The sequence below is a fragment of the Acidipropionibacterium thoenii DSM 20276 genome, assembly GCF_000423445.1.
In the GTDB taxonomy this organism is placed as follows: Bacteria; Actinomycetota; Actinomycetes; order Propionibacteriales; family Propionibacteriaceae; genus Acidipropionibacterium; species Acidipropionibacterium thoenii.
Genome location: NZ_AUHZ01000013.1, coordinates 69,151 through 81,795, shown reverse-complemented (window position 1 = coordinate 81,795; position 12,645 = coordinate 69,151). Strand labels below are relative to the sequence as shown.

The 12,645-nt window shown below is 69.5% G+C and carries 12 protein-coding genes; 8 read left to right on the top strand and 4 right to left on the bottom strand.

What is annotated here, in order from left to right:
• Positions 1 to 4: 4 nt before the first annotated feature.
• Complete coding sequence (locus G554_RS0106000; RefSeq protein WP_051232550.1) at positions 5 to 1,057, bottom strand: lactonase family protein; 1,053 nt, start codon at positions 1,055 to 1,057, stop codon at positions 5 to 7.
• A 76-nt stretch (positions 1,058 to 1,133) separates the two neighbouring features.
• On the opposite strand from G554_RS0106000, the gene G554_RS0105995 reads away from it, so the two are divergent.
• Positions 1,134 to 2,051 carry a tyrosine recombinase XerC gene (locus tag G554_RS0105995; protein WP_027587202.1) on the top strand — a complete coding sequence of 306 codons (918 nt, stop codon included), beginning with the start codon at positions 1,134 to 1,136 and terminating at the stop codon, positions 2,049 to 2,051.
• Positions 2,052 to 2,065: 14 nt separating this feature from the next.
• On the opposite strand, the gene G554_RS17795 is transcribed toward G554_RS0105995, so the two are convergent.
• Positions 2,066 to 3,076, bottom strand: coding sequence for a peptidoglycan DD-metalloendopeptidase family protein (locus G554_RS17795; protein WP_051232548.1), 1,011 nt, complete (start codon positions 3,074 to 3,076; stop codon positions 2,066 to 2,068).
• 302 nt (positions 3,077 to 3,378) lie between these two features.
• Here G554_RS17795 and rpsB point away from each other — a divergent pair, with 302 nt between their 5' ends.
• From rpsB to rlmN, 6 genes are all read left to right on the top strand, one after another.
• Positions 3,379 to 4,299, top strand: a complete 921-nt coding sequence (gene rpsB / locus G554_RS0105980; RefSeq protein ID WP_027587201.1) for a 30S ribosomal protein S2 — start codon at positions 3,379 to 3,381, stop codon at positions 4,297 to 4,299.
• Between the two features lie 40 nt (positions 4,300 to 4,339).
• Positions 4,340 to 5,152, top strand: a complete 813-nt coding sequence (gene tsf, locus G554_RS0105975; RefSeq protein ID WP_027587200.1) for a translation elongation factor Ts — start codon at positions 4,340 to 4,342, stop codon at positions 5,150 to 5,152.
• Between the two features lie 110 nt (positions 5,153 to 5,262).
• The gene (gene pyrH, locus G554_RS0105970) at positions 5,263 to 5,976 is read left to right on the top strand and encodes a UMP kinase (protein ID WP_027587199.1); all 714 of its coding nucleotides are present in this window, start codon (positions 5,263 to 5,265) and stop codon (positions 5,974 to 5,976) included.
• Positions 5,977 to 6,041: 65 nt separating this feature from the next.
• Positions 6,042 to 6,563, top strand: coding sequence for a ribosome recycling factor (gene frr / locus G554_RS0105965; RefSeq protein ID WP_036924839.1), 522 nt, complete (start codon positions 6,042 to 6,044; stop codon positions 6,561 to 6,563).
• Between the two features lie 19 nt (positions 6,564 to 6,582).
• Entirely contained in the window at positions 6,583 to 7,443 is an 861-nt protein-coding gene (locus tag G554_RS0105960; protein WP_245569967.1) for a phosphatidate cytidylyltransferase, read from the top strand.
• Between the two features lie 48 nt (positions 7,444 to 7,491).
• Positions 7,492 to 8,709 carry a dual-specificity RNA methyltransferase RlmN gene (gene rlmN, locus G554_RS0105955; RefSeq protein WP_027587196.1) on the top strand — a complete coding sequence of 406 codons (1,218 nt, stop codon included), beginning with the start codon at positions 7,492 to 7,494 and terminating at the stop codon, positions 8,707 to 8,709.
• A gap of 11 nt (positions 8,710 to 8,720) precedes the next feature.
• Here the strand turns inward: rlmN and G554_RS0105950 are convergent, their stop codons facing one another.
• The gene (locus G554_RS0105950) at positions 8,721 to 9,845 is read right to left on the bottom strand and encodes a calcium:cation antiporter (protein WP_036924822.1); all 1,125 of its coding nucleotides are present in this window, start codon (positions 9,843 to 9,845) and stop codon (positions 8,721 to 8,723) included.
• A gap of 52 nt (positions 9,846 to 9,897) precedes the next feature.
• On the bottom strand, positions 9,898 to 11,268 hold the full coding sequence (locus tag G554_RS0105945) for a serine hydrolase domain-containing protein (protein WP_027587194.1): 1,371 nt from the start codon (positions 11,266 to 11,268) through the stop codon (positions 9,898 to 9,900).
• Positions 11,269 to 11,318: 50 nt separating this feature from the next.
• Here G554_RS0105945 and G554_RS0105940 point away from each other — a divergent pair, with 50 nt between their 5' ends.
• The gene (locus G554_RS0105940) at positions 11,319 to 12,602 is read left to right on the top strand and encodes a M50 family metallopeptidase (RefSeq protein WP_027587193.1); all 1,284 of its coding nucleotides are present in this window, start codon (positions 11,319 to 11,321) and stop codon (positions 12,600 to 12,602) included.
• The last annotated feature ends 43 nt before the right edge of the window (positions 12,603 to 12,645 follow it).

Here is a 12,645-nt window from a genome sequence, read left to right as displayed (position 1 = left end):
CGGATCACAGCGTGGCCCCGACCAGGACGTGGTTGGCCCCGGCGAGGGACAGGGCCAGCCGGGGCGCCCAGCCGTCGGCCCCCCGGGTGTAGCACAGCACCTCGCCGGAGTCCTGCTGGGCGACCCAGACCCGGTCGGCATCGACGGTGAGATCACGCGGGTTGGCCCCTCCGCAGTCGAACTCCTCAGCGACCGTCAGGGTGCCCGACCAGCTGGTGAGGGTGTCCAGTCCGGTGAGCACCGAGACGGTGCCGACCTGCCGGTTGGCCACCAGCAGGGTGCCATCTGGCCCCGGCACCAGGCCGGAGGGCTGGCTGCGGCCCTGCCGGGAGGCCGGCACCGGCTCATGGGGGTGCCAGTCCTTGGCCCAGACCTCCTGGCCGGCGGACCTGGTCCAGCTGAGGAGGGTGCCCGACAGCTCACCTGCGACGGTGAGGATCTGCCGGGGACCGTGGGCCGACAGCACCAGATGCCTGGGGCCGAAACCGGCCGGGGTGGGGATCGCGCCGATCCGGGTCAGCCCGGCGGCGCTGAGTTTGAGGATCTGGATCTGGTCGGTCCCCAGGTCGGTGACGGCCAGGTGGCCGCGGTCCAGCCAGGTCACTTGGTGGGCGTGCGGGCCGTCCTGACGGGAGGCCACCGGGCCGCGACCGGTGAACTGGACACGGGCGACCTGCTGGGGGCCGCGACCCCACCGGTCGAGGTCGATGACCGAGACCTCGCCGGATCCGTAGTGGGCCACCGCCAGCAGCCGGCCGGTCGGGTCGATGGCGCCATGACAGGGCACCCCGCCGGCCAGGTCGAGCCGGCCGGCCACGGTGAGGTCGCGGGCCCGTACCAGCCACAACTGCGAGTCCCGCTCCCCGATCACCGCCAGCAGATCACCCACCGGCACGATCCAGGAGGGGTCTCCCAGCCTCAGTCGGCCGGTCTGCTCGGCACTGAGGGCGGCCTGCGGCCCGGGACCGTCGGCCGACACCAGCCAGCTGGTGAGACCGCCGGGACCGGCAGGGGTGCGGTAGCCGCTGGCCAGGACAGGGGTGCGCAGGATGGTCATGGCGGCAGGCTACGTCCTGGCCCTCAGCCGGGTGTCTGCTTCCACCAAGCCGCTCGGCGGTGTCACAGTGGAACAGATGACTCTTCCAGCCGCCCTCGCCGTCCCCCTGGAGGACTTCTGCGACCACCTGAGGGTCGACCTGCACCGCTCGGAGCACACCATCGCCGGATACCGCACCGACCTGGCCGAGCTGTTGGAGGATGCCTGCGGCAACGGCGTCACCCGGTTGGCCGATCTCCAGGTCGCCGATCTGCGGGCCTGGCTGGCGGCCGGACGCAGCGCGGGCGAGGCATCGGCCACCCTCCAGAGGCACTGGGCCAGCGCCCGGGTGTTCTTCCGGTGGGCCCGGGCCGAGGGGCTGATCAGCACCGATCCGGCGGCCCGGCTGAAGGCCGCCAAGGTGCCCAGGCGGCTTCCCCAGACCCTAGGCGTCGAACAGGCCCGCCGGATCTTGGACGACGCCGTCGCCTCCGCCAGAGCCGACGGCTCGGTGCAGGGGGCCCGCGACGCCGCGATCCTCGAGGTGCTCTACGGCTCCGGGATCCGGGTGGCGGAGTTGTGCGGGCTCGATCTGGGGTCGCTGGATCGGGACAGGGCCACCCTGCGAGTGCTCGGCAAGGGGTCCAAGGAACGCACCGTGCCGCTGGGCGATCCCGGCTGGGCGGCGCTGGAGACGTGGCTGTCGCGACGCGGTGAGTGGCTCAGGCCCTCCTCGGGACAGGCGGTCTTCCTGGGCACCCGCGGGGCCAGGATCGACCAACGGGTGGTCCGGCGGGTGGTCCACCAGCACCTGCGGGCCGATCCCGACGCTCCCGATCTGGGCCCCCACGGTCTGCGCCATGCGATGGCCACCCATCTGCTGGAGGGCGGCGCGGATCTGCGCACCGTCCAGGAGATCCTCGGCCACGAGTCCCTGGCCACCACCCAGATCTACACCCACGTCTCCACCGAGAGGCTCCGATCGGCCTTCAATCAGGCCCACCCGCGCGCATAGCAGCCGGGGGCGGCCTAGGAGAGATGGCGCAACGGGTCGACCATCCGGCCGTCGCGCTCCATCCCCAGGTGCAGATGACAGCCGGTGGAGTACCCGGTGCTGCCGACCCGTCCGACCGGTTGGCCGCGCAGCACCACCGAGCCGGTGGCCGCACCGGGGCCCGACAGATGGTTGTAGGTGGTCCTCACCCGGACCCCGGCGAGCACCCCGTGGTCGACGACCACCCGGTAACCCCAGGCCGGCTGGTACCCGGAGAACACCACCCGGCCGGTGGCAGCTGCCCGAATCGGGGTACCACAGGGGGAGGCGAGGTCCACCCCGTCATGCAGCTTCCACACCCCGGTGACCGGATGGCGCCGCATCCCGAACAGCGAGGAGACCGGGCCGTCCACCGGCCTGCTGAGGGTGCCCGGCTGGCCCGCCCCGGTGGCCATCGGCAGACCGATGTCGTCGGCGGCGGGGATCGCCGGCAGCAGCCTGGGGCGGTGACCGGCCGGATAGAGGCGCACCGGGGCCCCGCCGCCACCGGAGAGCAGGGACATCGGGTCCTGGTAGTCCCTGCCATTGATCAGCCCCCAGTGCAGACAGCTGCGCGAACAGTGGTTCCCGGCCGCCACCGTCGCGATGATCTGGCCGGCCGCCACCGCCTGGCCCACCTCGACCCGGGCGGTGACCGGTTGGTGAGTGGTCCGCCGGCCGTCGGCCATCTGGACCACCACCACGCCGGTACCGGCGACCGGCCCTGCCACTGTCACCACCCCGGGAGTGACGGTGCGCACCGGATCGCCCACCTCAGCGGCCAGATCCACCCCGCGGTGGCCCACTCCCCAGGGCTGGGCAGGCGGGTCGAAGCCCTTGAGCACCCGGCCGTCGACAGGTGGGGAGGCGACCGGTGGCCCGGCGGCGCTGGCGGGGGCCAGCGCAGAGCTGGTGGCGGTGAGCAGCATGGCCAGCGGGGTGGCCAGCAGGGCACAGATGATGGTGAGCGCCCACTGGCGCGCCGAGGTGGCGAAGAAGTCCTTCATACTGAACTTCTCGTGGCGCAGGCCCGGATCTGCCGCTTGCGGCCAGATCTGTGGACAACTCCTCAGGGCCGGCCGCGACCCGGGGCGGGCTGTGGACAACTCTCGGGCGTCCGACATACACTTGCCGGGCAGTCCGGGCCGTCCCGGGCTGACTTCGCATGCGTTCGTCTCCCCCCGGGGGAGGCCGGAGGTACGGTCCTGCTGAGGCGGGAAGCTCCCGGCGACGCATCAGGCGGTGACGAGACTCGTCACCGGACAACCGTAGGCGCGCTGTCGCGCGCCCTGATGAAAGGACGAGCCAGATGGCCGTCGTCACCACCCGTCAGCTCCTCGAGAGCGGTGTCCACTTCGGACACCAGACCCGCCGTTGGAACCCGAAGATGAAGCGTTTCATCTTCACCGAGCGCAACGGCATCTACATCATCGACCTGCACAAGTCGCTGGGCTACATCGACAAGGCCTACGCCTTCGTCAAAAAGACCGTCGCCAATGGCGGCCAGGTCCTCTTCGTGGGTACCAAGAAGCAGGCCCAGGAGGCGATCGCCGACCAGGCCGCCCGCGTCGACATGCCCTTCGTCAACCAGCGCTGGCTCGGTGGCATGCTCACCAACTTCCAGACCATCTCCAAGCGGATCGCCCGCCTCAAGGAGCTCGAGGCGGCAGACCTCGACACCGTGGCCGGCTCCGGCTACACGAAGAAGGAGCTGCTGATGCGCTCCCGTGAGAAGGAGAAGCTGGCCAAGGATCTGGGCGGCATCCGCGACATGCCCAAGACCCCTCAGGCGGTCTGGATCGTCGACACCAAGAAGGAGCACCTGGCCGTCGACGAGGCGCGCAAGCTGCACATCCCGGTGGTCGCCATCCTCGACACCAACTGCGATCCCGATGAGGTCGACTACGCCATCCCGGGCAATGACGATGCGATCCGCTCGGTCGCTCTGCTCACCAGGATCATCGCCGACGCTGTCGCCGAGGGCCTGATGGAGCGCTCCAAGGGCAAGGAGTCCACCGACGCGGCCACCTCCTCCGAGCCGATGCCCGACTGGGAGCGCGAGCTCCTCGAGGGCTCCGAGAAGGCCGGCGACTCCGACTCCGCCGAGAAGACCGACGCTCAGGCCGAGCAGCTCACCACCGAGGTCGAGGCGGCTGCCGAGGCTCCCGCTGCTGAGGCGCCCGTCGCCGAGACTCCCGCCGCCGAGACTCCCGTCGCCGAGAACAACTGAGCCGTTCGTCCACCCACACCAGGACAGGAATCAATCACAGATGGCAATCAAAGCTGCTGATGTCAAGAAGCTCCGCGACGCCACCGGCGCCGGGATGATGGACGCGAAGAAGGCACTGACCGAGGCCGAGGGCGACTTCGACAAGGCTGTTGACCTGCTGCGCGTCGCCGGAGCTGCCAAGGCTGCCAAGCGGTCCGACCGCGAGGCCAGCAATGGTCTGGTCGCCGCCTCCGGCCACGCCTTGGTCCACATCGGCTCCGAGACCGACTTCGTGGCCAAGAACGCCGAGTTCATGGCCACCGCCGACCAGATCGCCCAGGCCGTCGAGAACGCCGAGGCGGACGGGAAGGACGCCGCCGGTGCGGTCGAGCTCCCCGACGGCCAGACCGTCTCGGAGACCCTGGCGGCGCTGGCCGTCAAGATCGGCGAGAAGATCGAGCTGGCCGACGCGGCCTACTTCGGCGGCACCGCCGAGGTCTACCTGCACCGTCGCTCCCAGGACCTGCCCCCGCAGGTCGGCGTGATGGTCGAGTACACCGGCGACGACGTCGCCACGATTCACGGCATCTGCCTGCAGATCGCTGCGATGAGCCCCCGTTGGCTCACCCGTGGTGAGGTGCCCGCCGAGGTCATCGAGCACGAGCGCACGGTGGCCCGCGACATCGCGCTGGAGGAGGGCAAGCCGGAGAAGATCATCGATCGGATCGTCGACGGCCGTCTCAACGGCTTCTACAAGGAGAACTGCCTGCTCGAACAGGCCGCCGTCTCCGATGACAAGAAGACCGTCGAGAAGATCCTCACCGAGGCCGGGGTCACCGTGACCCGCTTCGTGAGGTTCTCCGCAGGGGACTGAGAACGCCCCGCCCGAAGGCCCCGTCCGCGGACGGGGCCTTCGGCATGTCTGCAACGCCTCGGCGGACTCGGTAAGCTGAGGCGACCGATCAGCCTGAACCAGGAGAGACGATGCCCACTGCCTACCACCGGGTCCTGCTCAAACTTTCCGGCGAGGTGTTCGGAGGAGGTGGGATCGGTGTCGACCCCGATGTCGTCGCCGCCAAGGCCCGCGAGATCGCTGAGGTCGTCAACAGTGGCGTCCAGGTGGCCATCGTGGTCGGCGGAGGCAACTTCTTCCGCGGCGCAGAGCTGCAGCAGCGCGGGATGGACCGCGACCGTGCCGACTACATGGGGATGCTCGGGACGGTGATGAACTGTCTGGCCCTCCAGGACTTCTGCGAGAAGGAGGGGGTGGCCACCCGCGTCCAGACCGCCATCGCGATGGGCCAGGTCGCCGAGCCCTACATCCCCCGCAAGGCCGAGCGGCACCTCGAGAAGGGCCGGGTGGTGATCTTCGGCGCCGGCTCGGGAATGCCCTACTTCTCCACCGACACGGTCGCCGCCCAGCGCGCCCTGGAGATCGGTGCCGACGCCCTGCTGATGGGCAAGCAGGGCACCGACGGCGTCTACGACTGCGACCCGCAGACCCATCCCGAGGCCAAGAAGTTCGATGAGCTGACCTACGATGAGTTCCTGGCACGAGATCTCAAGGTGGCCGACGCCACCGCTGTGGCGATGGCCCGTGACAACGACCTCACGATGATCTTCTTCGATCTCGAGAAGCACGGGAACATCGCCAGGGTGGTTGCCAGGGAGCCGATCGGCACCACGGTGCACCGCTAGACATCAGACACACGGACGAAGGATCAGCAGTGAGTTCAGACATCATCAAGGACGCCGGGGTCAAGATGGCCGCCGCCGTCGACCACGCCCGTGAGGAGTTCGCAGCGATCCGTACCGGACGCGCCAACCCGGCCATGTTCAATCACATCATGGTCGACTACTACGGTTCGATGACGCCGTTGCAGCAGTTGGCGACCTTCCAGGTCCCCGAGGCCCGAACGGTACTCATCGCCCCCTACGACAAGTCCTCCATCAACGGCGTCGAGAAGGCCGTCCGCGACTCGGATCTGGGCGTCAACCCCTCCAGCGACGGCAACGTGGTGCGCTGCGTCCTGCCGGCGCTGACCGAGGACCGCCGCAAGGAGTACATCAAGATGGCCAAGGCCAAGGCCGAGGACGGCCGCATCTCGGTGCGCGGTATCCGGCGATCCTCCAACGACGTCCTGAAGAAGCAGGAGAAGGACAAGGAGATCACCGAGGACGACCTGACCCGCGCCGAGAAGGAACTCGACCAGGTGACCAAGAAGCATGTCGACGAGATCGACGCGATGCTCAAGGCCAAGGAGTCCGAGCTGCTCGAGGTCTGAGCGCTCCCACCGCACCATCGTGACCACCACACCCAGTCAGCCTGTCGGCCGGACCCCGCGAGCCGGCCGGGACCTGCCCGCCGCGATCATCACCGGCGTGGTGCTGATCGTCGTCGTGGTGGGCACGGTGGGGTGGTGGCACTGGGGGTTCGTCATCTTCGTGGCCCTGGCGCTGGCCGCCGGGGCGGTGGAGCTGCACCGGGCGATGGCCAGGATCGGGATGCACTCCGCCCTGGTGCCGTTGATCGCCGGTACCGCGATCAACGTGTTGGGCGTCTATGCGGTGGCCCGCCTCGACCTGGCCTTCGATGCCTCCACCTTCCTGATCGCCTGTCTGGGTCTGACCACCGCCGGCTGTCTGCTGTGGCGGCTGCCCGGCGGGTCCGAGGGATTCGTCCGGGACGCCGCCGCCAGCCTGTTCACGATCGCCTACCTGCCACTGATGGGCTGTTTCATCCCGCTGATGATGGCCGACTCCCTGGGCAGTCGGCGGATCATCAGCTGGTTGCTCTGCGTGATCGCCTCCGACACCGGTGGGTACGCCATCGGCGTCATCTTCGGTCGTCACCCGATGGCTCCCAGGATCAGCCCGAAGAAGAGCTGGGAGGGGACCGCCGGTTCCGTGGGCACCGCGATGCTGGTCGGTGCCGGATGCGCTGTCTGGCTGCTGGGGGCCCCGTTCTGGGAGGGGATCGTGCTCGGCGCGGTACTGTCGGTAGCCGGTACCTGCGGAGATCTTGTCGAGTCGATGATCAAGCGCGACGTCGGGATCAAGGACATGTCCAATTTCCTGCCCGGCCACGGCGGTGTGATGGATCGTCTCGACTCGATGCTGCTCTCGGCACCATTCGCCTGGGTCGTCATGTCCCTGTGCCTGTAGATCCCGAACCGTGCCTGTCGATCCCACGTTGTGCCTGTAGGAGTCAAGATGTCCACCGAGCCCCGCTCCGCCGTGTCCCCGTCGGGGCTGGTGCTGCCGATCACCCCGCTGGCCGAGCCCGGCACCGAGATGCCGGTGGTGGTCCGCAGTCCCAGCCGCGCCAAACCGCCCCGCCACTGGATCGACCTGAGTGCCGCCGAAAGGGTCGAGGCGATCACCGCGATGGGGCTGCCGAGGTTCCGGGCCCGACAGATCAGCGAGCACGTCTTCGCCCGTCACGAGCTGAACCCCCAGGAGTGGACCGATCTTCCCAGGGCGGCCCGCGAACCGTTGGCCCAGGCCTTCTTCCCCCAGCTGCTCACCGAGGTCTCCCAGCAGTCCTGTGACAACGGCCGCACCGTCAAGACGCTGTGGCGGCTGCACGGCGGATCCCTGGTCGAGTCGGTGCTGATGCACTACCCGGCCACCCGGCACGCCTCGGCGCGGACCACCCTGTGCATCTCCTCCCAGGCCGGCTGCGGGATGGCCTGTCCGTTCTGCGCCACCGGCCAGGGCGGTATCCAGCGCAATATGTCGACCGCCGAGATCGTCGCCCAGCTGCTGGCCGCCGATCAGCTCCTGGAGTCGGGGGCGGTGCCCGGGGCTCAGCGGGTCTCCAATGTGGTGTTCATGGGGATGGGCGAGCCGATGGCCAATTACAAGGCCGTCGTCGCGGCGGTGAGGACCTTCATCGCCCCGGCACCCGAGGGGATCGGGATGAGTGCCCGCGGCATCACGGTGTCCACTGTGGGCCTGATCCCCCGGATCAAGGCCTTCACCGCCGAGGGGATTCCCGCCACCCTGGCGGTCTCCCTGCACGCCCCCGATGATGAGCTGCGGGACGAACTGATCCCGGCCAACCGGCGCTGGAAGGTCGACGACCTGCTGGACGCCGCCTGGGAGTACGCCCACACCACCGGACGACGGGTCTCCATCGAGTACGCCCTGATGCGTGACATCAACGATCAGGCCGACCGGGCAGCGGTGCTGGCCCGCCAGATCAGGCGCCGGGGCGACTGGACCTGGGCCCATGTCAACCTCATCCCACTCAACCCCACGCCGGGATCACGCTGGACGGCGTCCCGCCCGGAGGACCAGGACGCCTTCGTGGCGACCCTGGAGCGCTGGAAGATCCCGGTCACCGTCCGCGACACCCGTGGCCAGGAGATCGACGGGGCCTGCGGCCAGCTGGCCGCTCGCGGCCGGGTCGAGGGAATGGGCGTCTGAGCCCCCCCTGCTCAGGGGATGATCGACATGAACAGGAAGGCCGCCAGCACCACCAGGTGCAGCGCACCGTGCAGCCGGGTGACCCGCTGACCCGAGACGGTCAGCATCCCGACCGCCATCGTGGTGATGAGCAGCACGATCTGGAGATTGCCCAGGCCGAGCTCCAGGTCCACGTCCAGCAGCGGGCTCAGGGCGGCCAGCGTGGGCACCGTCAGGCCGATGGAGGCGATCGCCGAGCCGAAGGCCAGATTGATACCGACCTGCAGATGGCCGCGCCTGCCGGCGTTGTAGGCGGCGATGGTCTCCGGGGCCAGCACCAGCAGGGCGATGACGACGCCGACGAAGGCCTGCGGCAGGCTCGCCGCGGCCACTCCGGCCTCGATCGCCGGGGACTCCACCTTGGCCAGTCCGACCACCGCGACCAGGGCACACATCAGCAGCCCGACGCTGAACAGGGCGACCTTGGTGGGCGGCGGATCGGCGTGCGCCGAGGCGGTGATGACCTGGCCCCTGCGGTTCAACGGCAGGAAGAAGTCCCGGTGCTGGATGGACTGGGTCATCACGAAGGTGACATAGACCACGATCGAGGCGGCCGCCTCGAAGGCCAGCTGGGGGCCGGTGAGGAAGGACCCGCGGGCCGAGGTGGTGAACCGGGGGACCACCAGGGTGAGGGCCGCCAGCACCACGACGGTGGCCAGGGCGGCGGCTGAACCCTCCTCGTTGATCCGGCCCGTCTCGCCCTTGCGGCGTCCGGTGCCCGACAGGATCGCCAGCCCGAGGATGCCGTTACAGGTGATCATCACCGCCGAGAAGACGGTGTCGCGGGCCAGGCTCTGGGTCTCCTCCCCCGAGCCCGAGGTCATCAGCATCACGATCAGGCCGACCTCGATGACGGTCACCGCCACCGCCAGGATGAGGGAGCCGAAGGGTTCACCGACCCTGGCGGCCACCACCTCGGCATGCTCGACGGCCGACAGCACGGAGGCGGCCAGAATGATGGCGACCACCACCGAGAGGGCGACGGGAAGGTGCTTGTTGCTCCAGGTCAGGGCCAGGGTGACGAGGCCGACAGCAGGCGCCCAGGTGGTCCACCTGGGCAACAGAGCTCGGGGTGATTGCGGTGCAGTCTTCGACATTGCCGCCATTGTCGCGTCTCATTCTCATCGCGGCAAATGGCGGCCCAGGGGCTCAGCGGCCGGCGGACAGCCGGAACTGGCTGAACAGCCCACCGGGGGTGAGCGGCTCGATGAACCAGTGCTGGGACAGCCGGTCTGCCGACCAGTTGAGGACCAGGGTGTGCGGGGTGGTCGTGACGGCGATCCGGATCTCCAGGACGCCGTCCCGCTCGCCCGCGCTGGCGGCCAGCTCGATCTCTCCCTCGGCGGTGACGAGGTGGCTGTGCAGCCAGCGGCCGTGGCCCACCGCGATGGTGTGCTGCTCACCGCTGGGACGCCGCCATTCCAACTGCCACCGGTCCCCGGTCGGGGTGAGGGTCAGCCGGTCGCCCTCCTGAAGGGTTCCGGTGCGGATCCGGGACCGATCCAGTCGGCCCGCCACGACGGGGACCTGCAGGGTCCTCAGGTCGGGTTCCGAGACCTCGGGGACGGCTGCGGCGCCGGCCTCCAGGACCGGCACCAGATGCGCCCAGATGGTGTCCAGCACCGGTTGGGCGCAGTCGGCGGTCTCATTGGTGGAGACCACCACGGCCCGTGCCTGCGGCAGGATCAGCGCGAACTGCCCGAAGGCGCCGTCCAGCCGGTAGCCGTGCCGCGACATCCAGACCTGCCAGCCGTAGCCCCGTTCCCAGTCCGGGAAGCCCTCTCCGGCGGTGCTCACCTGGCTGCGGCGGTGCTCCCGGATCCACTGGGAGGGCAGCAGCCGCTCGCCCTGCCAGACCCCGTCGTCGAGCAGCAGGGTGGCGAACCGGGCCAGCTCGGAGGGTCTCAGGTGCAGCCCGGAGAAGCCCAGCGGATGGCCCTGGGCGTCACGGTCCCAGGGCGGACCGCCGATCCCCAGGGGCTCGAGCACCCGGGAGGTGAGGAGAGTCCAGACGTCGGTGCCGGTGGTGCGCCTCACCACCTCGGCCAGCATCCAGGTGCTCAGATTGTTGTAGGCGAAGAAGCTGCCGGGCCGGTGCTCGGGCTCGGCGGCCAGGAAGGCGCGAGCGGTGGCCAGGCCATCGGGGTGGCGGGTCCAGGCCAGCTCCTCGGCCAGTGCGGTCGCCTGCTCGGCCGAGTGGCCGCCGGCCATCGCCAGGGCGTCGCGCACCCTGATCGAGCGGGCCCGCGGGCCGGCCCCCTCGGCGGCCTCGGGCCACAGCTCGGCCAGGGTGTCCTGGTAGCCGAAGGCGCCATCGGCGACCGCCAGCCCCACCGCCGCCGAGGTGAAGGTCTTGGACACCGAGTACACCAGCATCGGCTCATCGGTGTCCCAGGGGGCCCACCTGCGCTCGGCGATGATGCGGCCGTGCTGGACCACCAGCAGGGCATGGGGGTGGGTGCTGCGGCGGGTCAGTTCCTCGGCGGTGCGGTCGACGGCCTGGCGCAGAAGGGTGCTCATGGCACCAGACTGTCACCGGGGTCAACGGGGCCCGTGTCAGACTGGGGCCCGTGACCTTGCTGTTGGAGATCCTGGGCGCCCTGGTGTTCTTCGCCCTCATCATCGTGTCCGTCCTGCTGCACGAGTGCGGCCACTTCATCCCCGCCAAGATCTTCGGGATCAAGGTCACCGAGTTCTTCGCCGGTTTCGGGCCCCGGATCTGGTCGGTGCGGAGGGGGGAGACCGAGTACGGGCTCAAGTGGATCCCGATGGGCGGCTACGTCAAGCTGCTCGGGATGTTCCCGCCGCAGGTGGCGCGGCGTCATCCCAATCGGCTCACCAGGCTCGCCGATGAGGCCCGGCGGGCCGAGGCGGAGGACATCGGGCCCGGGGACCTGGACCGGCTGTTCTGCCACAAGCCGGTCTGGCAGCGGCTCATCGTGATGAGCGGGGGGATCCTCACCAACCTGCTGCTGGCCTTCCTGATCTTCTGGGCGGTCTTCGGGCTCTACGGACGGGTTGCCGAGACCACCACGGTGGCCAGGGTCTCCGAGTGCATGATCCCGGCCTCCAGGGCCTCCCAGACCTGCCAGAGCGGGGATGCCGAGACCCCGGCGTACGCCGCCGGGCTCAGGTCGGGGGACCGGATCGCCTCCTTCAACGGGGTGCAGATCGACTCCTGGTCGCAGCTGTCGGATCTGATCCGGCTCAACGAGGACGGGCCGGCCGCCATCGTGGTGGAACGCGACGGGAGGATGGTGAGCCTTCCGGCCACCCGCACCGTCATCAACCAGGTGGTGAGCCGGCTGGATCCCGGGTCGACGGTCAGGGCGGGATTCCTGGGCTTCTCGCCGGCCACCGAGATCGTCCACTCCGGCCCCTTCGACACCGCCTCACAGATGTGGACGATGTCCGAGCAGTCCCTCTACGCCCTGGTGCGGCTGCCGGTGCTCACCTGGAATGTCGGGGTGGACATGGTCACCGGCCAGTCGCGCAGTCCGACCAGCCCGATGAGCATCGTGGGGGCCTCCCGGGTGGCCGGTGATGTCGCCGGGGACTCCCAGCTGAGGGTGGTCGACAAGATCGCCATCGGCGGCTCCCTGCTGGGCTCGCTGAACCTCTTCCTGTTCTGGCTCAATGTCGTCCCGCTGCCGCCGATGGACGGCGGCCACATCGCCGGGGCTATCTACGAGGCCTGCAAACGGACCGTCTGGAGGCTACGCGGCAGGGCCGATCCGGGTCCGGCCGACACCGCCATGATGATCCCGGTGGCCTGGCTGATCGGGGCGGCGATGCTGCTGATGGGGGTCGTGCTGATCGCTGCCGATATCGTCTCGCCGGTCAAGGTGCTGTGAGATGAGCTGCCGGGAGTTCAGCGCGCTGTGACACACTGGCAGG